Origin of the sequence: Halomonas sp. DP3Y7-2 (assembly GCF_019800795.1) — a bacterium.
GTDB lineage: Bacteria > Pseudomonadota > Gammaproteobacteria > Pseudomonadales > Halomonadaceae > Halomonas > Halomonas litopenaei_A.
This window is the reverse complement of record NZ_JAHVKJ010000011.1, coordinates 241539-264607: the sequence shown is the minus strand read 5'-3', so window position 1 is coordinate 264607 and position 23069 is coordinate 241539. Positions and strand designations below refer to the sequence as shown.

Annotated in this window: 19 protein-coding genes; 13 read left to right on the top strand and 6 right to left on the bottom strand. The window is 60.9% G+C overall.

Going from position 1 to position 23069, the window contains the following annotated elements; genetic code table 11:
* The first annotated feature begins 66 nt into the window (after nt 1-66).
* The 4 genes from topA (at nt 67) to KUV45_RS16755 (ending at nt 4432) form a co-directional block, all read left to right on the top strand.
* Nucleotides 67-2700, top strand: a complete 2634-nt coding sequence (gene topA, locus KUV45_RS16770; RefSeq protein WP_206943265.1) for a type I DNA topoisomerase — start codon at nt 67-69, stop codon at nt 2698-2700.
* Nucleotides 2646-3164, top strand: coding sequence for a DUF6586 family protein (locus KUV45_RS16765; RefSeq protein ID WP_224852068.1), 519 nt, complete (start codon nt 2646-2648; stop codon nt 3162-3164). The genes topA and KUV45_RS16765 overlap by 55 nt, the downstream gene beginning before the upstream one ends.
* A gap of 165 nt (nt 3165-3329) precedes the next feature.
* A complete protein-coding gene (locus tag KUV45_RS16760; RefSeq protein WP_206943264.1) occupies nt 3330-3947 on the top strand; it encodes a murein L,D-transpeptidase family protein in 618 nt (205 codons plus the stop codon).
* A 221-nt stretch (nt 3948-4168) separates the two neighbouring features.
* Nucleotides 4169-4432, top strand: a complete 264-nt coding sequence (locus KUV45_RS16755; protein WP_045992670.1) for an Lpp/OprI family alanine-zipper lipoprotein — start codon at nt 4169-4171, stop codon at nt 4430-4432.
* A 579-nt stretch (nt 4433-5011) separates the two neighbouring features.
* On the opposite strand, the gene KUV45_RS16750 is transcribed toward KUV45_RS16755, so the two are convergent.
* Nucleotides 5012-6067: a L,D-transpeptidase family protein gene (locus KUV45_RS16750; RefSeq protein WP_206943263.1), complete on the bottom strand. Its 1056-nt coding sequence runs from the start codon at nt 6065-6067 to the stop codon at nt 5012-5014.
* A 117-nt stretch (nt 6068-6184) separates the two neighbouring features.
* Nucleotides 6185-9634, bottom strand: a complete 3450-nt coding sequence (mfd, locus tag KUV45_RS16745) for a transcription-repair coupling factor (protein ID WP_222163441.1) — start codon at nt 9632-9634, stop codon at nt 6185-6187.
* A 182-nt stretch (nt 9635-9816) separates the two neighbouring features.
* Between mfd and KUV45_RS16740 the strand changes: the two genes are divergently transcribed.
* The 9 genes from KUV45_RS16740 to sthA all read left to right on the top strand — a co-directional run bounded on the left by KUV45_RS16740 (nt 9817) and on the right by sthA (nt 19697).
* The gene (locus KUV45_RS16740; protein ID WP_206943261.1) at nt 9817-11277 is read left to right on the top strand and encodes a glyceraldehyde-3-phosphate dehydrogenase; all 1461 of its coding nucleotides are present in this window, start codon (nt 9817-9819) and stop codon (nt 11275-11277) included.
* A gap of 294 nt (nt 11278-11571) precedes the next feature.
* Nucleotides 11572-12921 carry a Na(+)-translocating NADH-quinone reductase subunit A gene (locus tag KUV45_RS16735; protein WP_222163439.1) on the top strand — a complete coding sequence of 450 codons (1350 nt, stop codon included), beginning with the start codon at nt 11572-11574 and terminating at the stop codon, nt 12919-12921.
* Nucleotides 12921-14147, top strand: coding sequence for an NADH:ubiquinone reductase (Na(+)-transporting) subunit B (locus tag KUV45_RS16730; protein WP_222163437.1), 1227 nt, complete (start codon nt 12921-12923; stop codon nt 14145-14147). Before KUV45_RS16735 ends, KUV45_RS16730 begins: the two co-directional genes overlap by 1 nt.
* A complete protein-coding gene (locus KUV45_RS16725; RefSeq protein WP_206943257.1) occupies nt 14147-14965 on the top strand; it encodes a Na(+)-translocating NADH-quinone reductase subunit C in 819 nt (272 codons plus the stop codon). Before KUV45_RS16730 ends, KUV45_RS16725 begins: the two co-directional genes overlap by 1 nt.
* A 2-nt stretch (nt 14966-14967) precedes the next feature.
* Entirely contained in the window at nt 14968-15636 is a 669-nt protein-coding gene (locus tag KUV45_RS16720; RefSeq protein WP_206943256.1) for an NADH:ubiquinone reductase (Na(+)-transporting) subunit D, read from the top strand.
* Nucleotide 15637: 1 nt separating this feature from the next.
* A complete protein-coding gene (gene nqrE / locus KUV45_RS16715) occupies nt 15638-16255 on the top strand; it encodes an NADH:ubiquinone reductase (Na(+)-transporting) subunit E (protein ID WP_206943255.1) in 618 nt (205 codons plus the stop codon).
* Nucleotides 16256-16318: 63 nt separating this feature from the next.
* Nucleotides 16319-17551, top strand: coding sequence for an NADH:ubiquinone reductase (Na(+)-transporting) subunit F (nqrF, locus tag KUV45_RS16710; RefSeq protein ID WP_222163435.1), 1233 nt, complete (start codon nt 16319-16321; stop codon nt 17549-17551).
* A gap of 349 nt (nt 17552-17900) precedes the next feature.
* Entirely contained in the window at nt 17901-18158 is a 258-nt protein-coding gene (gene nqrM, locus KUV45_RS16705) for a (Na+)-NQR maturation NqrM (protein ID WP_206943253.1), read from the top strand.
* A gap of 147 nt (nt 18159-18305) precedes the next feature.
* On the top strand, nt 18306-19697 hold the full coding sequence (gene sthA / locus KUV45_RS16700; RefSeq protein ID WP_206943252.1) for a Si-specific NAD(P)(+) transhydrogenase: 1392 nt from the start codon (nt 18306-18308) through the stop codon (nt 19695-19697).
* A gap of 105 nt (nt 19698-19802) precedes the next feature.
* On the opposite strand, the gene KUV45_RS16695 is transcribed toward sthA, so the two are convergent.
* The 4 genes from KUV45_RS16695 to KUV45_RS16680 all read right to left on the bottom strand — a co-directional run bounded on the left by KUV45_RS16695 (nt 19803) and on the right by KUV45_RS16680 (nt 22993).
* A complete protein-coding gene (locus KUV45_RS16695; protein ID WP_308126720.1) occupies nt 19803-20234 on the bottom strand; it encodes a DUF488 family protein in 432 nt (143 codons plus the stop codon).
* The gene (locus KUV45_RS16690; protein ID WP_222163434.1) at nt 20231-21181 is read right to left on the bottom strand and encodes a PA2778 family cysteine peptidase; all 951 of its coding nucleotides are present in this window, start codon (nt 21179-21181) and stop codon (nt 20231-20233) included. Before KUV45_RS16690 ends, KUV45_RS16695 begins: the two co-directional genes overlap by 4 nt.
* A gap of 4 nt (nt 21182-21185) precedes the next feature.
* Nucleotides 21186-21575 (bottom strand): PA2779 family protein, encoded by a 390-nt coding sequence (locus KUV45_RS16685; protein WP_206943250.1) that lies wholly within the window; start codon nt 21573-21575, stop codon nt 21186-21188.
* Between the two features lie 248 nt (nt 21576-21823).
* Complete coding sequence (locus tag KUV45_RS16680) at nt 21824-22993, bottom strand: GGDEF domain-containing protein (protein ID WP_222163433.1); 1170 nt, start codon at nt 22991-22993, stop codon at nt 21824-21826.
* Nucleotides 22994-23069: the final 76 nt, after the last annotated feature.

Here is a 23069-nt window from a genome sequence, read left to right as displayed (position 1 = left end):
TTCGGCGGGTATGTTACATACTGGCGTACGCCAAGGAGCGCGGCGCCCTGACTTTCGTGGAGTACTATGGGCAAGTCTCTGGTCATCGTCGAGTCGCCTGCCAAGGCCAAGACGATCAATAAATATCTCGGCAACGATTTCATCGTGAAGTCGAGTGTGGGCCACATCCGTGACCTGCCGACCAGCGGCTCTGGCAAGGCGGCCTCCGATCCTAAGGAGCGGGCTCGCCAGGCGGCCGCGACACGCAAGATGTCGGCGGAGGAGAAGGCGGTGTATCAGCGCCAGAAGGCGCATACGCAGCTCATCCGGCGTATGGGTATCGATCCTGACAATGGCTGGCAGGCCAATTATGAGGTGCTGCCAGGCAAGGAAAAGGTCGTTGCCGAGCTCAAGAAGCTGGCTGAGAAAGCCGATACCGTCTATCTCGCGACCGACCTTGATCGCGAAGGAGAAGCCATTGCCTGGCACCTTCGCGAGACCATCGGAGGGGATGAGCAACGCTATCGTCGAGTGGTGTTCAACGAGATCACCAAGAATGCCATCCAGGAGGCGTTTACCGATCCGGGAAGCCTGAATATCCCGCGAGTCGAAGCCCAGCAGGCACGGCGCTTCCTCGACCGGGTGGTGGGCTTCATGCTGTCCCCGCTGCTGTGGGCCAAGGTGGCGCGAGGCCTGTCGGCAGGGCGCGTTCAATCCGTCGCCATGCGACTGATCAGCGAGCGTGAGAGCGAGATCCGGGCCTTCGTGCCGGAGGAGTTCTGGGATGTGCATGCTGATCTGGTGACGCCAGAGGGCGAGGCGATTCGCTTCGAGCTGGTGCGTCAGGACGGCAAGGCGTTTCGCCCCACCAGTGAGGCAGAGACCGAAAAGCGGATCGCTGCGCTGCGCAAGGCAACCCTTGCCATCTCGGCCCGTGAAGACAAGCCCACCCGTTCCAAGCCGAACGCGCCTTTTATCACCTCGACCCTGCAGCAGGCTGCCAGTGGTCGCCTGGGCTTCTCGGTGAAGAAGACCATGACGCTGGCTCAGCGGCTCTACGAGGCGGGCTACATCACCTATATGCGTACGGACTCGACCAACTTGTCCAGAGACGCGGTGGAAAGCGTGCGCGAGTACATCGGCAGCGAATATGGTGATCGTTACCTGCCCGAGGCGCCGAATCGCTACTCGAGCAAGGAAGGGGCCCAGGAGGCCCACGAAGCGATTCGCCCCTCCGAGGTGACTCGCAGGTCTACCGACCTTGCTGGCATGGAGCGCGATGCAGAGCGTCTGTATGAGCTGATCTGGCGTCAGTTTGTGGCCTGTCAGATGACCCCTGCCGAGTACTTGTCGTCGACGCTGACCGTGGCGGTGGACGGTTACGAGCTCAAGGCCAAGGGTCGTGTGCTCAAGTTTGACGGCTATACCCGCGTCATGACGCCCATGGGGCGCAAGGAAGACGATCAGGCCTTGCCTGACCTGGGTGAGGGTACGCCGATGGCGTTGGACGCCCTCGACCCGAAGCAGCACTTTACCAAGCCGCCGGCACGCTACACCGAGGCGAGTCTGGTCAAGGAGCTCGAGAAACGCGGCATCGGTCGTCCGTCGACCTACGCGGCGATCATCTCGACCATTCAGGATCGCGGCTACGTGAAGCTGGAGAATCGGCGCTTCTATGCCGAGAAGCTGGGTGACATTGTCACCGAGCGTCTCAAGGAGTCCTTCCCTGACCTGATGGATTACTCCTTCACCGCGCGCATGGAGGATAGTCTCGACGAGATTGCCGAGGGCGAGCGCAGCTGGCGCGAGCTGCTGGATGCGTTCTATCAGGAGTTTCGTGAGGAGTTGGCGAAGGCGGAAAGTGAGGACGGCATGCGTCCCAACCAGCCCGTGCCGACGGACATCGACTGTCCCAGCTGTGGGCGCAAGATGCAGATCCGTACCGCGTCCACCGGCGTCTTCCTTGGCTGCAGTGGGTATAACCTGCCGCCGAAGGAGCGCTGCAAGACCACGATCGACCTGCTTCCCGGTGAAGAGGCCGTAGCGGCCGACGCGGGTGAAGAGGCGGAAACCGACGCGTTGCGCGCCAAGGAGCGCTGTCCGCTGTGTGCCACCGCCATGGACAGCTACCTGATCGACGAGGGCCGCAAGCTGCATATCTGCGGTAACAGCCCGGACTGCGAAGGCTACAAGATCGAGGAAGGCAAGTTCCGGATCAAGGGCTATGATGGTCCTGTCATCGAGTGTGACAAGTGTGGCTCCGAGATGCAGCTCAAGTCGGGGCGCTTCGGCAAGTACTTCGGCTGCACCAATGACAGCTGCAAGAATACTCGCAAGCTGCTGCGCAACGGGGAAGTCGCACCGCCAAAGATGGATCCCATCCCGATGCCCGAGCTGGCGTGTCAGAAGGTCGAGGACCATTATGTGCTGCGCGATGGTGCGAGTGGCCTGTTCCTCGCGGCGAGCAAGTTTCCCAAGAATCGCGAAACGCGCCCGCCGTTGGTCAAGGAGCTGAAGCCTCACGCCGAGGAGTTGCCCGAGAAGTATCACTACCTTCTTAGCGCGCCCGAGCAGGACCCCGATGGCCGCCCCGCGCAGATCCGTTTTTCACGCAAGCTCAAGGAGCAGTTCGTGATGACGGATGGTGATAACGGCAAGGCCAGCGGATGGAAGGCAAGCTGGGACGGCTCCTCATGGCAGGTCGAGGACAAGCGCAAGTGACCCCCAGAGCGCGTACCAACCAGTTGCTGTACCAGGTGGAGTTGCTGCTTGCGACACCAGTCCGGGACGATGAGCACCAAGACGCCCACCGGCGCGCCTGCGAGGAGGGCGCGCTGGCGCTATTTGGTTTGGCGCTGGATGCACTGCTGCGTGATGTCAGCGAGCATGCTCACCTGGTCGAGCACGACTGGCATACGATGCTGGTGGGCGATCGTTATCCCGACATAGCGGAAGTTCGTCGTTTGCGTGAGCTCGCCAATGATCGTGACAGTTGGTTAGGTCGATTGATCTCATATCTGGACGCGCTGGAGAGTGATGGGGGAGCAAGTCAGGGAACTTCCGTGGGGCCTCCTGGCGTTATTGCTGTCGGCGGTCGGCGCGATCTCCGACAGGATTTGAGAGATTGTCTAACGATGGCAAAGGCAGAGATAGCGACGCTAAGGCAGACGAGTGAGGAATGGTAAAGGCGATGTGTCGCCAAAGGGAGACGCCGGGCCTGAGATGAATAGGCAGGGGATGTCCTGGTTGTCCATGGCGCACTAGTGTCTGCCAGATAGTTGATGATGCCTCGCAGAGCGTGGTTTACACTCAGTCACCAATCATTTCTTTTACACACAGTGAGTCTTGTCATGTTCCAGCGGGGTCATCGTCGTCGTTTTATCCAAATGATACTTGGTGCCTGGCTGCTACTCCCCACCGCAGTCCTTGCCAGCTTCGATATGGTCGAGGATCAGCTTAGGCGAGCCATCGTGCCCGATTCCTCGAGTGAGGTGTGGGTGCTCATCGACAATCAGGAGTCACGTCTCACGGTCTATCGTGGTGGGGTGGAACTGGCCCGCTACTCGCCGATATCGGTGGGTAGGGGTGGTGCAAAATCACAGCGAGTGATGGGTGACAAGACGACGCCGCGTGGGGAATTCCACGTCGATCGCTTCAATTTCGACAGCAAATTCGACATCTTCATCGGGCTGGACTATCCCACCCCGACCCATGCGAGAATGGCGCTTGAGTCGGGGCTCTACTCTCAGCAAGACTACGACGAGTATTTCGACTACTATCGGCGGCATCGCAGCCCTCCGCAGCAGACGGTTCTCGGTGGCTATATCGGGATACACGGTGTCGGCGATGGAGATATGGATATTCACCGCAACTTTGACTGGACCAACGGATGTGTCGCCGTGACCAATCAGGAAATTCGAGAACTCTCTGGCCTGATTGGTGTTGGCACTCGCGTCGTCATCCGCTAGTCTTTAGGGGCGCTAGGGACGTTCAAGACTGTGGACTAGGGACGTTCAAGACTATGGACAAGCGCCGTTGTGTATTATAAAACAGCGTTTGACTCCTGTGCTTAGCAGCACAAGTCGCTGCAAGAAAGGCCTGCCTTTGCAGGAAGCCTGATGGATGCATTCCCCCAAGGGGCATGTAGACGTCATTATCGCAGTACCAAGGAAGACTCAAGGAGAACACCATGACTCTGAAGACTACCCTGAAGCTGACCGCCGCCGCCGCTTCTCTGGCCGTTCTGGCTGGCTGTGCTTCCTCCAGCGCTCTGGAAGAAGTTCGCATGACTGCTGAGTCCGCTCAGGCCGACGCTGCTGAAGCTCGCAGCATCGCCACTCAGGCTCAGAACACTGCCAACCAGGCACAGCGTGACGCTCAAGCGGCTCTGCAGCTGTCTCAGCAGAACCGTGAAGAGATGAACCGCATGTTCGAGCGCTCCATGCGCAAGTAATCGTTTCCTTGCCCCCTCGGGGGATGACCTGAACGGTGCGGACATTGTCCGTCCGCCAGGTCGTGAAGCGATAGGCTGAGGCCCAACCGAAAGGTTGGGCCTCAGTCGTTTTTGGGTCAGTGTCACGGCTCTGCATGGTGAAGGCATGCAGCAGCGGCAAATACCTTGATCGACGATGGCAATGGCCGTTTTGGGACCTGCGTGCTGGCGCAGGACCTCCTGCATCAACGTCATACCTGCAGGCGCTGGTAGGCGCGGCTCGGCGCCATGTGGTGGCGTTAACGGGGGCTGCTCAATGGGCCACTGGCAGGCTGAAAGGGGCAGGTGTAGCGCGCTCACTAAAGCGCCGCTGGCCTAGGTGAACGCTGACGAAAATGGCTCTGATGTCCCTGCGCGCCAGGCCTTATCCGCGTCTCAGGTGCGCAAGTCGCCGCGGCTGTTCGATCTCATGACAGATGCAATAGCAGCCGCGTGGGACCCAACTCTGTCGGTCACTTTGCTCAGATGACCGAGCCTGATGAGAGCGAAAAAAAGGCGCCACAAGGGCGCCTTTGGACGGACATGCAGGGAGCGGAGGTTTTACTCTCCCTGGCTTGCCTGGCTAAGCAGCGGGGGTTCTCCAGCGACCAGTTCGATGTGGTCGTAAAGACTGCCAGGCAGGGGAGTCGGGCGTTCCGGTGCTGTCGCCTGCATCGCTACGGGCAGTCCGCTGGGGGTCTCCATGGCGGCTCTCAGGCGTGCAAAGTCGACGCTGTAATCCTTGTCCTCGACGGCGGATTCCACTTCTTCGATGGCGGCAGTCATGTCCTCAATGGGCGCGCCTTCTTCCTCGTCCAGATAGGGATACGCCTGCACATACAGGTGCTCATCAGACCAGCCAAGCTTGAGAGGCTCGTTGACCAGGCGTACACGCGTACCGACGGAGACCTGGTCAAACAGGTTCTCGACGTCATCAGGCAGCATGCGAATGCAGCCGTGGGTGACGCGCATGCCCACGCCTTCAGGCTTGTTGGTGCCGTGGATCAGGTAGCCAGGAATACCTAGGCGCATCTTGCGGGTGCCCATGGGGTTTTCCGGACCTGGCGGTACCACGCCGGGGAGCGGGTTGCCGGCTTCAGCGTGCTCGCGGCGAATGGAGGCGGGCGGGTACCAGGAAGGATTCTTGACCATCTCGGTGATGGTGGTAGAGCCCAGCGGCGTTTTCCAGTCCATGCGCCCGACGGCGATCGGGTAGGTCTGGACCGTGCGCGGTTCTCCCTCCTTGGCCGGAGGATAGTAGTAGAGGCGCATCTCGGCGACGTTCACCACGATGCCCGTGCGCGGTGCGTCGGGCAGGATGAACTGGGCGGGAATGACGACCTCGGTGCCTTCTCCGGGATACCAGATACTGACGTCGGGATTGGCGCGAGTGATTGCATTGAAGCCAATGCCATGGTCGTGACCAATATCGATGAGGGTGTCGTCTTCGTCCGCTTCCACGGTGTAGACCTCGCCGATAAGGTCCCCGTCTTCGGGCAGCAGGTAGTGTCCCCTGGGCAGTTCGTCCGCCGCCACCAGAGGAGTCGCCAGCACGCCGAGCAGGCCACACAGGGTGGCGGCGCGAGCTAACGGTCGGCGAAGTGAAATCGAAGTCATTGCAACAGTCTCGATGTTGTGTGAGGGCCGGGGATCACCCGGCCACAGGTGGCAGTGTGTCGATAGCTATAGATTGCCCGCTAATGCGTCTTTGCGCCAGTCTTTACAGAGCAAATGTCAGGCGGCCTGAGCCTTTCGGTTGAGCCGTTCGAGCAGGGCTTCGATCGCTTCGAAGCGTGCCTCTTCGTCAGCCATGTCGACGCTGAAGCGAAGCGTGTCAGCACCCTCGAGTCGATACCTCTGGGGGTCGCTTTGGATGAGCTCGACCAGGGTCAGGGGGTCCACGGCGGTCTGGCCGCCAAACAGGATCCTGCCGCGCTCGGCGCCGGCTTCCAGGCGAGTGATGCCCAGTCGTTCAGCGCGTTGTCGCAGGTGGGTCTGGCGCAGCAGTGTCTTGACCGGCCCCGGCAGCAGGCCAAAGCGATCGATCATTTCGACCCGCAGTTCCTTGAGTTCCGCCTCATTGCTGGCGTTGGCAATGCGCTTGTACATGACCAGGCGTTGCTGCACGTCATGCAGGTAGTCGTCGGGAATCAGCGCAGGCAAGTTGAGGCTGACTTCCACGCCGTCCTGAAGGGGTGACTCAATGTTGGGCGTGCGACCCTCGCGTATGGCCGTGACGGCGCGGTCCAGCATTTCCATGTAGAGGCTGTAGCCAACCGCTTCCATCTGACCGCTCTGCTCGTCACCCAACAACTCGCCCGCGCCACGGATTTCCATGTCGTGGCTGGCCAGGGTGAAGCCAGCGCCCAGATCCTCGGCCTGGCCAATGGCTTCCAGGCGCTTTACCGCGTCCCGTGTCATCGAACGCGGGGGAGGGGCCAGCAGGTAGGCGTAGGCCTGGTGGTGACTGCGGCCAACCCGGCCACGCAGCTGGTGGAGTTGGGCCAGGCCGAACTTGTCGGCGCGTTCGATGATGATGGTGTTGGCGCTGGGTACGTCGATGCCAGTTTCGATGATGGTCGAGCACACCAGGACGTTGAAGCGCTTGTGATAGAAGTCGGACATCACGCGCTCCAACGAACGTTCCGGCAGCTGGCCGTGAGCCACCGCGACGCGAGCTTCCGGCACCAGTTCTCGGACCTTCTCGGCAGCGGTCTCGATGGTCTTCACTTCGTTGTGCAGGTAGTAGACCTGGCCACCGCGCAGGATTTCACGCAGCAACGCTTCCTTGATGACGGCTTCCTCGCGCTGCTGGACGAAGGTCTTCACCGATAGTCGTCGGGCAGGGGGCGTCGCGATGATCGACAGATCGCGAATGCCGCTCATGGCCATGTTCAGGGTGCGGGGGATGGGGGTGGCGGTCATGGTCAATACATCGACCTCGGCGCGCAGGCTCTTCAGGCGCTCCTTCTGAGCGACGCCGAAGCGGTGTTCCTCATCGATGATGACCAGGCCGAGCTGAGGGAAATCGAGCTGACGGGACAGCAGCTTGTGGGTGCCGATGACGATGTCGACCTTGCCCTCTCGGATACGCTTGAAGGTCTCGGTCTGACCGCCGCTGCTGGTAAAGCGAGACAGTAGCTCGATATCGACAGCAGTATCGGCGAAGCGGTCGCGGAAGTTCTCGTAGTGCTGGCGGGCCAGCAGCGTGGTGGGCACCAGCACCACCACCTGCCGTTCTGACTGGACGGCCAGGAAGGCGGCGCGCATGGCCACCTCTGTCTTGCCGAAGCCGACGTCGCCGCAGACCACACGGTCCATGGGGCGTGGCGCGGTCATGTCTTGAATCACCGCCTGAATGGTCACCCGCTGGTCCGGCGTCTCCTCGAACGGGAAGTTGGCCACGAAGCGGGCGTACTCGTCATCCGGGGGCGCGCAGGCAAAGCCTTCGCGGGCCTCTCTCCGGGCATAGATGTCGAGCAGTTCTGCCGCGGTATCGCGAATCTTCTCGGCGGCCTTGCGCTTGGCCTTGTCCCACTGCTCCGAGCCCAGGCGGTGCAGGGGGGCCAGCTCATCGTCGGCGCCGGCATAGCGGGAGATCAGATGCAGGCTGTCGACCGGCACATAGAGCTTGGCGCCGTCGGCGTATTCGAGGCTGACAAATTCGGCGGCCTGGCCGCCTGCCTCCAGGGTTTCCAGTCCACGATAGCGGCCGACGCCATGGGCCTGGTGGACCACTGGCGCGCCTGCCTTGAGTTCGGACAGGTGGCGGACCGCGAGCTCATTGTCGTCCGTCGCCTTGGCCTGACGCCGGGTCTGGCGCACCACGTCACCGAACAGCTCGGTCTCGGTGATGACGGTCAGCGCCGGTTGCTCGAGCAGCAGCCCGTTGGCGAGCTGACCTTCAGCGATGGCGAGTGCCATGTCGCCATCGAGGAATTCCAGGAAGCCGGTGCTTGCCGGCAGCGCACCGGTGACCGGCGCCAGGGTGTCTTCCAGGGCTTCCCGGCGACCGCGTGACTCGGCCACGAACAGCACGCGCTGTTGCGAGTGCTGTTCGAGAAAACGCTTTAGTGCGGCCAGTGGCTCCTTGGCGCGCGCGTTGATGGCGACGTCGGGTGCGGCCTGGGCCTGGCAGCGATGGGCATGGGGGTGATCGGTGGCGTCGGTCAGTTCGATCCGTGGGTGGGCCTTGATCAGCGCAAACAGCTCTGCCTCGGGAATAAAGGCTCGATGGGGTGGCAACAGCGGACGGGTGGGGTCCACGCCGAGGTTTTCATAGCGACTGCTGATGGACTGCCAGTGGTGCTGAGCAGCGTCGCGGCAGCCAGCCATCATGACCACGTGGGTGCCGTCCGGCAGGTGGTCGAACAGGGAAGCCGTTGTCTCGAAGAACAACGGCAGATATTGCTCTAGTCCCGCCGACGGAATGCCCTTGAGGGCATCGACGTATAGCGGGCATTGGCGCGGGTCGACGTCGAAAAGCGTCTCGAAGCCCTCGCGAAAACAGGCAATGGCAGAGCGCGACAGCGAATATTCGTGAGCAGGTAGAAGCTCGATGCGTTCTACCTTGTCGAGGCTGCGCTGGGTGTCTGGATCAAAGCTGCGCAGCGTATCGATCTCATTGTCGAACAGATCGATGCGCAGGGGATGTTCCGCGCCCATGGGGAAGAGGTCGATCAAGGCACCGCGCAGGGCATACTCGCCAGGCTCGAAGACGGTCTCGACCGCGCGATAGCCTGCACGGGACAAGGTTTCTCGAAACGCCTCTCGCTCCAGAGTGGCGCCCACTTCCAGTGTCAGTACGCGGCCAGCAATGTAGTCGACCGGCGGCAGGCGCTGCATCAGCGTATTGATGGGGACCAGCACGATGCCGTGCACGCCATCCTGAAGCTGTCTCAGGGTTCGCAGTCGCGAGGAGACGATGTCCTGGTGTGGCGAGAAGCTGTCGTAGGGCAAGGTTTCCCAATCGGGAAAGGGCAGTACCGGCACGTCAGCGAAGAAGGCCAGCTCCTGTTCGAGTCTCAGCGCTTCAGCGGTGTCCTGAGTGACCACCAGTAGCGGCTCCCGAGAGGCCAGTCGCGCCAGGGCAAGCGCGGCAGCGCTGCCTGGAGGCGTCGTCAGGAACAGGGTGTCGCGAACTCCTTGAGGCAACGGCGGGTCAAGCGGCGAAAAGGTAGGCATAGACGGTGTCGTTTCGCTGGCGTTCAGTGGGCGAGCAGGCATCATACCAGCCCCATCTTGGTCGTGTAGTCAAACTGGGATTTCTGTAACGAGCCTACATGGAGTGCGACCATACAGGCATTGCCCCGCCTCATGGGGGCGCAGATAATACTCGGGTTTCCCAACAGACTTAGAGGTCTCTCGTGAGCCAGCAACCCGACATCGTCTTCCAGGAGTGGCACGACAACCAGGCCGTGGCCGAGCAGATGATCCCGCTGATTGGCAGCCTGTATCGTCGCAACAACGTGGTGACGACCATGTTCGGTCGCTCCCTGTTCAACCGTAGCGTGATCAGAATTCTCAAGGATCATCGCTTCGTGCGGAAGATTGAAGGGACTGAGCTGTCGGTTCAGGACACCTTCCCGCTGGTTCAGGCGATGACCCAGCTCAACCTGGGGCCGGCGCACGTTGACGTGGGCAAGCTCGGGGTGGCGTTCAAGAAGCAGGGTGGTGGTGACGCCCTGGCCTTTATGCGCGAGCAGCTGGCCGACATCGTCGACAGCCACGACCCGGATGCGGGTAACGGCGAACCCAAGGACGTGGTGCTGTACGGCTTCGGTCGCATTGGTCGCATTCTGGCGCGCGTACTGATCGAGAAGGCCGGCGGCGGCAACCTGCTGCGGCTCAAGGCCATCGTGGTGCGTGGGCGCGGCGATATCGCCAAGGATCTGGAGAAGCGTGCCAGCCTGCTGCGCCGCGACAGCGTCCATGGTCCGTTCGATGGCACCATCAGTGTCTGCGCTGAATCTCGCACCCTGACCGCCAACGGCAACGTCATCCAGGTGATCTACGCTGACTCACCGAGTGATGTCGACTACACCGCTTACGGTATCAACAATGCGGTCGTCGTGGACAACACCGGCATCTGGCGCGATGAGGCCGGCCTCGGCCAGCACCTGCAGTGCAAGGGAGTGTCCAAGGCGCTGCTGACCGCGCCGGGCAAGGGTGACCTCAAGAATATCGTCTACGGCATCAACCACTCCGATATCACTGCCGATGATCGCATCATCTCGGCCGCTTCCTGCACCACCAACGCCATCGTGCCGGTGCTGAAGGTGATGAATGACGAGTACGGCATCGAGCATGGTCACGTGGAGACCGTTCACTCCTACACCAACGACCAGAACCTGATTGATAACTATCACAAGGGTGACCGTCGCGGGCGCAGTGCTCCGTTGAACATGGTGCTGACCGAGACCGGTGCCGCCAAGGCAGTGGCCAAGGCGCTGCCCGAGTTGGGTGGCAAGCTGACCGGCAACGCCATCCGGGTGCCGACGCCGAATGTGTCGATGGCGATTCTCAACCTGTCGCTCAAGCGCGAGACCGATGCCGCGTCGCTCAACGACTACTTGCGTCGCATGTCTATCGATTCTGCTTTCCAGAAGCAGATCGACTACGTCGACTCTCCAGAAGTCGTGTCCACAGACTTCGTCGGCAATCGCCATGCGGGCATCGTCGATGCCAAGGCCACCATCGCCCAGGGCCGTCATGCGGTGGTCTATGTGTGGTACGACAACGAGTTTGGCTACAGCTGCCAGGTCATTCGTATCCTGCAGCAGATTTCCAACGTGTCCTTCTGCAAGCTGCCGCGCAGCCACGCCTAAGCCGCGTCGCGCGGGCGGAACGGCCCGTTTTTAGGTATCTCAATAACCCCTTGCCAACCTTGTTTGGCAAGGGGTTTTTTCTTTCTGTCGGGGCCCTGATCTGCCGAAACAGTCATTTCTGCTACGTTCGATCATGTGGTCAATTCACTGGCTTGTCTTTATAATGCTGGGGATTTTTCGGGGTGGTTCGATGTCGCCTCGGCGTGACTGGTGATGCGTGGTCAATAACAAGAATTCCTCTCATTTCCACCGAACCTCCGTCCATTATCTACGATCCATCAACTGGGCGAGTCTATGATCGAAGTCAAGAAAGGCCTGGATCTCCCCATCACGGGAGCACCGGAGCAGCGTATCGAGGATGCGCGACCGGTGCGCCACGTGGCGCTCCTGGGCACCGACTATATCGGCATGAAGCCGACTATGGAGGTCAAGGAGGGGGACAAGGTCAAGCTGGGCCAACTCCTGTTTACCGACAAGAAGATCGACGGTGTACGCTTCACTTCTCCGGCGGCCGGTGAAGTGGTGGCGATCAACCGCGGTGAGAAACGCAAGCTGCTGTCGGTGGTGATCAAGGTCGACGAGAGCGAAGAAGCCGAAACCTTCACGGCCCATGGGCGTGATGTGCTGGCGTCGTTGGAACGTCAGACGGTGGTCGACCAATTGGTGGAATCCGGCCTGTGGACCGCGTTGCGAACTCGCCCGTTCTCGCGGACTCCGGCGCTGGATGCTGAGCCTACCGATATCTTTGTCACCGCGGTGGATACCCAGCCGCTGGCTGCCGATCCGGCCGTGGTCATCAACGAGCAGGCGCAAGCCTTCGAAGATGGCCTGACGGTGCTGTCGCGCCTGACCAAGGGCCAGGTGTTCCTGTGCACCGCAACGGACGCGCAGATTCCTGGCACCAAGGTCAAGGGCGTCAAGCACGAGAGCTTTGCTGGTCCCCACCCGGCTGGTCTGGTCGGTACCCATATCCATTTCCTGTCCCCGGTGTCGCTGCAGCGTCGCGTCTGGCACATCGGCTATCAGGACGTGATTGCGTTCGGCAAGCTGTTTGCAGAAGGCAAGCTGGACATGAGTCGTGTGGTGGCCGTCGCAGGTCCGCGTGCAGAACGTCCGCGTCTGGTACGCACGCGCCTGGGCGCCAGCACCGATGAGCTGCTCGATCATGAAGTGAAGTCTCCGGACGACACCCGGGTGATCAGCGGTGGTGTGTTCTCTGGCTTTACTGCCGAGGGCAGCCTGCGCTACCTGGGCCGTTTCCACACCCAGCTGAGCCTGCTGGAAGAGGGTAACAAGCGTGCCTTCATGGGCTGGCTGTCCCCAGGTGGCAACCGTCACTCGGTGCTCGGGATCTACCTCTCCAGCCTCAAGGGGCTGAGCAACTATGCACCGACTACCTCTACCAACGGCTCCGAGCGCGCGATGGTACCGGTAGGTGCTTACGAGAAGATCATGCCGCTGGACATCATGCCCACGCAGCTGCTGCGTTCGCTGATCGTCGGTGACATCGAGACTGCCATGCAGCTGGGGTGTCTGGAGCTGGATGAAGAAGACCTGGCGCTGTGCACCTATGTGTGCCCGGGCAAGTACGAGTACGGTCCCATCCTGCGTGACAACCTCACCATGATCGAGAAAGAGGCCTGATGATGGGTATTCGACAGACACTCGACAATCTCGAGCCGCACTTCCACAAGGGCGGCAAATACGAGAAGTTCTATCCGCTCTACGAGGCGGTAGACACGATTTTCTATTCTCCCCCCAGCGTGACCAAGACCACGGCTCACGTGCGCGACGGTATTGACCTCAAGCGCATCATGATCACCGTCTGGTTCTGCACCTTCCCGGCCATGTTCTTCGGCATGTGGAACGCCGGCTGGCAGGCCAACGAAGCGATTGCCGCGGGCTACGACTCCATGGGTGGCTGGCGCGAAATGATCCTGCTGACCCTGGCGGGTGGTCATGACGCAGGCAGCCTGTGGTCGAACTTCGTGCTGGGTGCGACCTACTTCCTGCCCATCTACCTGGTGACGTTTGCCATCGGTGGCTTCTGGGAAGTGCTGTTCGCGATCAAGCGCGGCCATGAGGTCAACGAAGGCTTCTTCGTCACCTCCGTGCTCTACGCCCTGATTCTTCCGGCCACCATTCCCCTGTGGCAGGTCGCACTGGGCATCACCTTCGGTGTGGTGATCGGCAAGGAAATCTTCGGCGGTACCGGCAAGAACTTCCTCAACCCGGCGCTGACCGGTCGTGCCTTCCTCTACTTCGCCTATCCGGCCCAGATCTCTGGTGACTCGGTTTGGGTCGCGGCAGACGGCTATACCGGTGCCACTGCACTGTCCACGGCCTATCAGAGCGGCATGGCAGCCCTGCAGGATCAGTTCAGCTGGTGGGACGCCTTCCTCGGCTTCATCCCTGGTTCGGTGGGTGAGACCTCGACCCTGGCGATCCTGATCGGTGCCGTTGTGTTGCTGGGCATGCGAATTGCCTCCTGGCGCATCGTGCTCGGGGTGTTCCTGGGGATGGTGGCGATGAGCTCGATTCTCAACCTGATCGGCTCCGACACCAACGCCATGTTTGCGATGCCCTGGTACTGGCATCTGGTGGTGGGCGGCTTTGCCTTCGGCATGGTGTTCATGGCCACTGACCCTGTGTCTGCGTCCATGACCAACCCGGGTCGCTTCCTGTTCGGTGCCCTGATCGGTGTGATGACGGTCCTGATTCGCGTGGTCAACCCGGCCTTCCCGGAAGGCATCATGCTGGCGATTCTGTTTGCCAACCTGTTTGCCCCGCTGATCGATCACTTCTTTGTTCAGGCCAACATCAAGCGTCGCGTCAAGCGCACGGCGGTTGTGGCTGAGGAGACCACCTGATGGCACAAGGCAACAATTCCATCAAGAAGATCCTTACGGTCGCCTTCTCCCTGTGTATCGTTTGCTCGATCATCGTGTCGACGGCGGCAGTGGGGCTCAAGGCGCGTCAGGAACGCAACCAGGAGCTGGACCGCAAGTCCAACATCCTGGCCGTGGCGGACCTTTACGAGCCCGGGATGGACGTCGGCAAGGAGTTCTCCCAGGCCGTGACCGCCAAGGTCGTCGACCTGGAAACCGGTGAGTATACCGACGCGGTCGACCCCGAGACCTACGACGGCTTCCAGGCGGCCAAGGATCCTGCACAGTCGCGCACCCTGTCCGGCGAGCGTGACGTCGCAGGCATCGGTCGTCAGGAAAAGTACTCTACCGTCTACCTGGTCGGTGACGAGGAGAACCCCGAGCAGATCGTGCTGCCGATCCGCGGTCAGGGCCTGTGGGGCCTGATGCGTGGTTACCTGTCCGTGCAGGGCGATGGCAATACCATCGGTGGCATCACCTTCTATTCCCACTCCGAGACACCCGGACTGGGTGGTGAGGTCGACAACCCGCGCTGGAAAGCGCAGTGGGAAGGCAAGGAAATCTACGCCTCCAGCGACTCCATGGATCCGGCCATCGAGCTGGTGAAGGGTGGCGCCAGCGATTCCACTGAGGTCGACGCACTGTCCGGTGCTTCCCTGACCAGCCGTGGGGTGACGCATCTGGTGCAATTCTGGCTGGGCGAAGAAGGCTTTGGCCCCTACCTGGAGCACTTCCGCGAAGGTGGTGACAGCCAGGCGACTGCCAGCGCCAGCCCCTCTGACGACAGCGAAGGAGTCTGACGATGTCCGCACCGACAACCAAGGGCGTTATCCTGACGCCGATCTTCAAGAACAACCCCATCGCCCTGCAGATCCTTGGCATCTGCTCGGCGCTGGCGGTGACCTCCAGTCTCAGCGTATCTCTGGTCATGAGTCTGGCGGTTATCTTCGTGACGGCATTCTCCAGCATGTTCGTCTCGCTGATTCGGAATCATATTCCGTCCTCTATCCGTATCATCGTGCAGATGACCATCATTGCGTCGCTGGTCATCGTGGTGGACCAGATCCTCAAGGCGTTTGCCTATGAGATGTCCAAGCAGCTGTCGGTCTTTGTTGGCCTGATCATCACCAACTGCATCGTGATGGGTCGCGCTGAAGGCTTTGCCATGACCAACACGCCTGCGCTGTCGTTCCTGGATGGCGTGGGTAACGGTCTTGGTTACGGCTTCATCCTGATGACGGTCGGCTTCTTCCGTGAGCTGTTCGGTTCCGGCAGCCTGTTTGGCGTGACCATCCTCGAGACCGTGCAGAACGGTGGCTGGTACGTACCGAACGGCCTGCTGCTGCTGCCGCCGTCTGCCTTCTTCATCATTGGTCTGATTATCTGGGTGCTGCGTAGCCTGAACCCGGAGCAGGTCGAGGACAACGAGTTCGTGATGAAGGAAAACACCCAGCCGAAGGAGGCCGTGTAAGATGGAACACTATCTGAGCCTTTTCGTTGCCTCGGTCTTCGTCGAGAACATGGCCCTGGCGTTCTTCCTGGGCATGTGTACCTTCATGGCGGTATCGAAGAAGGTGTCCTCTGCCATTGGCCTGGGCATCGCGGTGGTCGCGGTTCTGACCATCACCGTTCCGGTCAACAATCTGATCCTGAAGTACCTGCTGGCGGAGGGAGCCCTGTCCTGGACCGGTATCGCCGGTGCCGAGAACATCGATCTGACCTTCCTGGGTCTGCTGTCCTACATTGGCGTTATCGCCGCTCTGGTGCAGATCCTCGAGATGTTCCTGGACAAGTTCGTGCCCTCGCTCTACAACGCGCTTGGCGTCTTCCTGCCGCTGATCACCGTGAACTGCGCCATCCTCGGTGGCACCCTGTTCATGGTCGAGCGTAGCTACAACTTCGGCGAGTCCGTGGTCTATGGCCTGGGCGCTGGTGTTGGCTGGGCACTTGCCATTACTGCGCTGGCTGGAATTCGTGAGAAGCTGAAGTACAGTGACGTGCCTGCCTCGTTGCAGGGGCTGGGCATCACCTTCATTACCGTGGGTCTGATGTCCCTGGGCTTCATGTCCTTCTCCGGCATCCAGCTCTGAGTGAGACGGGAAGGGTGCCAGAGCACTCTTCTCGGTTCCGAACGCTAGCAATAGGAAACCGACATGGTTGATACAACAGTCATCGTGCTCGGCGTCGTCATGTTCACCGTCATCGTCATCAGTCTGACGGCGGTGATTCTGGCGGCCCGCTCCAAGCTCGTGAGCTCGGGCGATGTGACCATCGAGATCAACGACGATCCCGAGAACACCCTGACCACCCAGGCCGGCGGCAAGCTGCTCAACACCTTGGCAGCCAACGGCATCTTCCTTTCTTCCGCCTGCGGCGGCGGTGGCTCCTGTGCCCAGTGCAAGTGCCGCGTCGAAGAAGGGGGCGGTTCCATCCTGCCCACGGAAGAGAGTCACTTCACCCTGCGTGAGAAGAAGGTGGGCTGGCGTCTGTCCTGCCAGGTGCCGGTCAAGCAGGACATGAAGATCCAGGTCCCTGAAGAGGTCTTCGGCGTCAAGAAGTGGGAATGCGAGGTCATCGAGAACCCCAACGTCGCCACCTTCATCAAGGAGCTGAACCTCAAGCTGCCTGAGGGCGAGGAAGTCGCCTTCCGCGCTGGCGGCTATGTGCAGCTGGTGGCTCCTGCCTACGATATCAAGTTCTCCGACTTCGATATCGAGGAAGAGTACCGTGGTGACTGGGAGAAGTTTGGCCTGTTCAACGTCTCCCACAAGAACACTGAGGAGGTCATTCGCGCCTACTCAATGGCCAACTATCCGGAAGAGAAGGGCATTCTCAAGTTCAATATCCGGATCGCCACGCCGCCCCCCAATTCCAGTCACCCGCCCGGCCTGATGTCCACTTACGTGTTCAGTCTCAAGCCTGGTGACAAGGTGACGGTGATGGGGCCGTTCGGTGAGTTCTTCGCCAAGGACACTGACGCCGAGATGGTCTTCATCGGCGGTGGTGCCGGCATGGCACCGATGCGCAGCCACATCTTCGACCAGCTCAAGCGTCTTGATACCAAGCGCAAGATGACGTTCTGGTACGGTGCACGCTCCTGGCGTGAAACGTTCTACAACGAAGAATACGACAAGCTGGCTGAAGAGCACGACAACTTCGACTGGCATCTGGCATTGTCAGATCCCCAGCCCGAGGATAACTGGGAGGGGCCGACCGGCTTCATCCATAACGTGCTCTACGACATGTACCTCAAGGACCATCCGGCGCCTGAGGATTGCGAGTACTACATGTGTGGGCCCCCCATGATGAACGCTTCTGTCATCAAGATGCTGCTGGACTTGGGTGTCGAGCCCGAGAACATCATGCTGGATGACTTTGGCGGCTGATGCCTTGCCTACCATGGCATGTCGAAAACCTCGCCCTCGTGGCGAGGTTTTCGTTTATCGGTCCCGGTGACGCTGGGAAAGTGTCTTGGAGGCGCCGTGAAAGTGCCATGAAAGAACGGAAAGGGCAGTAGGCGCCATGACGGTTTCTGCCCAGAGGATAAATCTGGCATAATCCTTTGGTCGACAGGGCGTGCGACTCGACGGCTTCAGGGCGGTCGGTCGTGTTGCTGGGGCAGGTCCCGTGTGCCGAGCATGTGAAGGCTGATCCCAGACCGATGCGGTGCAAGGTTCACGCAGCTGTGTGCTACTCACTTCGGCAGGCCTGTCGTTCCATCAAGAGGACACTCGTATGACCACCTACCTGATCGTATTTGGCGCCATGTTGCTGATTATCGGCGCCATGGCCATCGGCGTCATCCTTGGACGCAAGCCGATCGCCGGCTCCTGCGGCGGGCTTAACCAGCTTGGCCTCAAGGATGGCTGCGAGATTTGTGGCGGTAAGGACGACGTGTGTGAGGAGGAGTCGAAGAAGCGCGCCGCCAGCGCACGTCGCCGCTCCGATGAGAATCGCGGGCTTGATCTGGGCTACGACGCCACCCGCCGATAAGGCGTTGCAGCGAGAAGCCTGCGCCTACCGGTATGCGTGACGCATGCTTTGGTTTGCCTGACCGTGACGGCGCCCTGTGGGCGCCGTCTGCATGATGATGCTGTCCCTTGTACGGTCGAGGGACTTTTCCAGGATAAGGATGACACGATGGCAGTGCACAACTACGACGTAGTGGTGATCGGTACAGGCCCCGCCGGCGAAAGCGCCGCGATCAACGCCGCGAAGCACGGTAAGCGAGTGGCAGTGATCGAGAAGCAGGCGCGCGTGGGCGGTAACTGCACCCATTGGGGCACCATCCCGTCCAAGGCGCTGCGTCATCAGGTTCGCCAGATCATGTCGTTCAACACCAATACGATGTTTCGCGACATCGGTGAACCCCGCTGGTTTTCCTTTCCCAAGGTCCGCGAACGTTCCCGGGTGACGATCGATCAGCAGGTGGCGATGCGTACCAACTTCTACGCGCGTAACCGCATCGATCTGTATCACGGCATTGCCCGCTTCAAGGACGAGCATACCTTGACGGTGCGCGGGCAGGGAGACAACCAGGAAGAACTGATCGCCGACAAGGTGATCATCGCCACTGGGTCACGTCCTTACCGCCCGGCGGATATCGATTTTCGACACCCGCGGATCTACTGCTCGGACACCATACTCAGCCTTCAGCATACGCCGCGCACGCTGATTATCTTTGGCGCTGGAGTTATCGGCTGTGAATACGCGTCGATCTTTTCCGGCCTTGGGCTCAAGGTGGACCTGATCAATAACCGCGGCAGCCTGCTGTCGTTTCTGGACGATGAAATCAGTGATGCGCTGTCCTACCACCTGCGCAAGCATGGTGTGTTGATTCGTCATAACGAAGAGTACGAGCGCGTCGAGGGTGACGAGCATGGGGTCACCGTTCACCTGAAGTCAGGCAAGCGGTTGCGCGCGGACGCCTTCCTGTGGGCCAACGGACGCACCGGGAATACCGACCAGCTGGGGCTTGAGAACATTGGTCTCACCGCGAATGGTCGTGGACAGTTGCAGGTCGATGAACACTATCGCACGGCGCTACCGCACATCTATGCAGCGGGCGACGTGGTGGGCTGGCCGAGTCTTGCCAGCGCGGCTTATGACCAGGGGCTGAATGCCTGCGACGAGCTGCTGGATCGGGATTTCCGCTATGTGACCGAGGTGCCTACCGGTATCTATACCATTCCGGAAATCAGCTCCTTTGGCCGTTCCGAGCGAGAGCTGACAGAAGCCAAGGTGCCCTACGAGGTGGGACACGCCTTTTTCAAGGATACCGCTCGTGCGCAGATCACCGGAGATACGGTGGGGATGTTGAAGATCCTGTTCGATCAGGACACTCTCGAGATCTACGGCATTCATTGCTTTGGTGACCAGGCGTCGGAGATCGTGCACATTGGCCAGGCCATCATGCAGCAGGAAGGTGAGGCGAACACGCTGAAGTACTTCGTCAGCACCACGTTCAACTACCCGACGATGGCCGAGGCCTACCGGGTGGCAGCTCAGAATGGTTTGAACCGAGTCTTCTGACGCCAGCGGCCATGACCAGAAAAGGTGCCAACAGGCACCTTTTTTTGGGTCTACGGGATGCCCCTGCAGGCGGGGTTCGCCCCGCATGGGCTGAGCGGGTGCCGGCTAGTCGTTGTCGCCAAGCAAGTGGGCCATGCATGGCGGCGACGCTGGCTCGAGGTCTTCCCTGTCTTCCTGCTGCAGGGCTTCCAGCAGGCGCTCGCGCAGCTGCGCCAGATAGGAAGCGTCGAGTTCACGGGTGGCCGTCAGCAGCGTCAGGCGCCCGCGGCGTGCCAGTCGCATCAGCGGCAGCAGTTTATGCGGGTGGTCCCGTAGCTCGCCGCGATAGCGGATCTCGAACACCGCACGGCTGATCTCGCCTTGATGGTACTGGCGTCGCAGAGCCTGGCTGGGGGAGGCCTCTCGATACCAGTCGGTCAGCGCCAGTGACTCCCGTCGACATCCTCGGGGCCAGAGCCGGTCGACCAATACCCGCGCGCCGTCGTTTTCCGCCGGGGACTGGTAGACGCGCTTGATGACGATGTCGTAGCGCATCATGGTGTGCCCTCCAGCTCGATCAGTGCCTCCTGTGCGCTGGCCTGCCAGGGTCCTGGCAATGCTGCCGCCCGCTGCAGCGCCTGTACCGCCTCCTGAGGTTCATCTTGAGAGGCCAGGGTGAGACCCAGGTTGAGCCAGGCGGGGGCGAGCTCCGGGTCGTATTGCGTCGCAGCCCTCCAGGCATCGACGGCATCTTCCAACCGGCCTTGCGCGTGATAGGCGTTCGCTTGGCCAAAGCGCGCCATGGCCGCGTCCGGGAAACGCTCCACGACGGCCTCCCAGGCCGGTAACGCATTGCCAGCGCCCTGCACACGTTCAAAATCGGAGGTGGCCTGGATCGCCTCGCTGGCCGAGAGGGAAACCGGCAGCTGGCCTGGCGGCAGGGCAACGAAGGCCCAGCGATCGGAACGCTGCCAGGTGGCGTCAAAACGCCCAAACTCGGTACTGTCCTGGCGCGTTACGCCCGTGCGTAGTCGCAGCACCTGCTGATTCAGATCGTAGCCATTGACGATGGCGAAGTGCCACAGAGGAAAGGCGGGTAGTGACAGGTTCTGGAGCACCACCACGGGACGCCCGGCGTCGACTTCCTCAAGCAGAGACTCCAGGCGCGGTGCCAGCACAAAGGGGATGCGCCCATGGCGCCGCGTTGCGGCCAGCATTTCCGGCTGGTAGCTGCCCTTGCGAGCCGGAACGTAGATATCCGGGATCAGATCGTCGACGCTGACATCGACGCCAGTATGGTTGAGCGACATGGCCAGGGTCGCCGGTCCGCACTGGTAGTCACGCTGGGGGTGAAAGGGAACGTCGTCCAGCAGTCGCTGGGCCGACAGTGATTGCGTGCGGCTGGTATCCAGGTCGGGTGCAGCGGCACAGCCTGAGAGCACAGCCAACAACGCAAGAGCGCCCGCCAGGCGGGCGCTCGACATGATCACGTGCGAGACAGACATGGGCTTACCGCGTGAACGGATAGACGTCTGTCAGGCCGAGGATGTCAGTGACCAGCAAGATCACGAAAACCGCAAACAGCACACCGATAACGCTGGCGCCGGCAGGCATCTGGTCAAGCTGGTCAGCCATTTGCTGGGCTTCCTGATCGGACAGGGCGGCGACACGCTGTTCGACATCGGCAGGATCGACACCCTGCAGCTCCAGCTGCTGGCGGACATCGTCACGGGCCAGCACGCTGTGGATGCGCTCGCGGGCATCTTGTGTCTGCTGGCTTGCCAGCACGTCGCTGGTCGAGGCCATTGAGACGGCAGTGGCGGCACTGGCGCTGGCGGTGCCAAGGGTCAGGCAGACCATCAGGGCAGTACACAGCAGTCGGCGAAGTGTAAGGGTCATAGCGGCTTCCTTGTAGGGCTGGGTGTCTTGTTGAGCGTTCTGTGATGGCGACCGATAGCGACGAACCTCCTGTGCGTCGATATCGCGCGACAGGGGGAGTATAACCAAGATGCACCAGTTTTTTCATGTGGCTAGGAAGGATGAATTCCACGCCCAGGCAACGCCAGTCTGTGCTCAGCGTGGCAAAGCGGAGTCCGTCATGCCCCCGTCAAGGTAAAGCGGTCGTCATTGCTGACAGCGGCGGCACGCTAGCCCAGGCGAACGCAGTTTCTGCCTTCCTGTTTGGCGCTGTACAGAGCTTGATCAGCACGTCGATACAAGGTGCCGAAGTCGTCGTCGCGATGGCCAGACACCGCAATCCCGATGCTGACGGTCAGCTGCATGCGGTGGGCAGGTTCGGGCAGGGTAAATCGTTCGGTCTCGCAGCGAATGCGTTCAGCCACTACCTCGGCGCTGTGGGCATTGCTGTTGGCGAGCAGCAGGCCAAATTCCTCGCCACCAAGACGCGCCGCCAGGTCTCCGCGGCGAGCCAGGCGTTTGAGCATGATGCCAAAGGCCGCCAGGACATTGTCCCCCGTGGGGTGTCCGAAGGTATCGTTGACCTGTTTGAAGTGGTCGAGGTCGAGAAGCAGCAGTGCCACGGGGCTATCCGGTGGTTGACGCATGGCGAGCTGCCGGTGCACCTGACCCAACCACTGGCGGCGATTGCTGAGCTGCGTCAGTTCGTCGGTCATGGCCAGCTGGCGCAGCGAGTGGCTGTAGCGTCGCAGCCGCAGGCAGGTGATGAGGAGTCCCATGCTAACCGCCAGCACCATGCAGACCAGTAAAATGACGGCCAGCGCCAGGTCGCGATTGGTTTCGATCAGGTGGGCGCCACTCGCGTGCAGGCGTTTGTCCAGCTCGGTGTAGATATCTTCCAGCGCCAGCTCCAGGCGCTCGGCCAGCATCAGGGTTTCCGGCGTCAGGGTGTGTGCCTTGAGGGTATCTGGTGTCAGCGGCTCCGGCGGATGAGACAACGCCTGGGCCAGACGTTGCTGTAGCCCATCGGCCTCACTGAGTTGATCGCTCAAGCTTGAGACGTGGAGGGAGAAGTCGTCATCCTGGGGGGCGGCGACCATGGACATGGAGTCACCGAGTCGATGCAGCCGATGCCCAACCAGGACCACCACCTTTTGCATTTCCTCGAAGTAGCTGACGTCGTCACTATCGCGAATATTGAGCAACGCCCGTAGCCGGATCGCTTCTTCTTGGGCCCTGGCGACGTCGACCATCAAGGCATTGTGGTTGGCCCCCAGCAGCTGTCGATTTTCGCCGAGGTGCCAGATCAGCAGTAGAGCGGCCATCGCCAGGACCAGGGTGGCGGCGATGGTCAGGGGCATGATGACGGCCCGCTTGAGGGAGGGGGCGGGAGAGTTCATACGCTGGCGGACCGCTGTTCAGTGGGCAAGAGGGAAGCGGGAATTGCCTCAGTCTACGCCTTCTGTGCCACGCTGC

Bases quoted from the DNA above. Each gene is read 5' to 3' on its own strand.
- topA (WP_206943265.1), top strand. From the start codon at position 67: ATGGGCAAGTCTCTGGTCATCGTCGAGTCGCCTGCCAAGGCCAAGACG.
- KUV45_RS16765 (WP_224852068.1), top strand. From the start codon at position 2,646: ATGGAAGGCAAGCTGGGACGGCTCCTCATGGCAGGTCGAGGACAAGCG.
- KUV45_RS16760 (WP_206943264.1), top strand. From the start codon at position 3,330: ATGTTCCAGCGGGGTCATCGTCGTCGTTTTATCCAAATGATACTTGGT.
- KUV45_RS16755 (WP_045992670.1), top strand. From the start codon at position 4,169: ATGACTCTGAAGACTACCCTGAAGCTGACCGCCGCCGCCGCTTCTCTG.
- KUV45_RS16750 (WP_206943263.1), bottom strand. From the start codon at position 6,067: ATGACTTCGATTTCACTTCGCCGACCGTTAGCTCGCGCCGCCACCCTG.
- mfd (WP_222163441.1), bottom strand. From the start codon at position 9,634: ATGCCTACCTTTTCGCCGCTTGACCCGCCGTTGCCTCAAGGAGTTCGC.
- KUV45_RS16735 (WP_222163439.1), top strand. From the start codon at position 11,572: ATGATCGAAGTCAAGAAAGGCCTGGATCTCCCCATCACGGGAGCACCG.
- KUV45_RS16730 (WP_222163437.1), top strand. From the start codon at position 12,921: ATGATGGGTATTCGACAGACACTCGACAATCTCGAGCCGCACTTCCAC.
- KUV45_RS16725 (WP_206943257.1), top strand. From the start codon at position 14,147: ATGGCACAAGGCAACAATTCCATCAAGAAGATCCTTACGGTCGCCTTC.
- KUV45_RS16720 (WP_206943256.1), top strand. From the start codon at position 14,968: ATGTCCGCACCGACAACCAAGGGCGTTATCCTGACGCCGATCTTCAAG.
- nqrE (WP_206943255.1), top strand. From the start codon at position 15,638: ATGGAACACTATCTGAGCCTTTTCGTTGCCTCGGTCTTCGTCGAGAAC.
- nqrF (WP_222163435.1), top strand. From the start codon at position 16,319: ATGGTTGATACAACAGTCATCGTGCTCGGCGTCGTCATGTTCACCGTC.
- nqrM (WP_206943253.1), top strand. From the start codon at position 17,901: ATGACCACCTACCTGATCGTATTTGGCGCCATGTTGCTGATTATCGGC.
- sthA (WP_206943252.1), top strand. From the start codon at position 18,306: ATGGCAGTGCACAACTACGACGTAGTGGTGATCGGTACAGGCCCCGCC.
- KUV45_RS16695 (WP_308126720.1), bottom strand. From the start codon at position 20,234: ATGATGCGCTACGACATCGTCATCAAGCGCGTCTACCAGTCCCCGGCG.
- KUV45_RS16690 (WP_222163434.1), bottom strand. From the start codon at position 21,181: ATGTCTGTCTCGCACGTGATCATGTCGAGCGCCCGCCTGGCGGGCGCT.
- KUV45_RS16685 (WP_206943250.1), bottom strand. From the start codon at position 21,575: ATGACCCTTACACTTCGCCGACTGCTGTGTACTGCCCTGATGGTCTGC.
- KUV45_RS16680 (WP_222163433.1), bottom strand. From the start codon at position 22,993: ATGAACTCTCCCGCCCCCTCCCTCAAGCGGGCCGTCATCATGCCCCTG.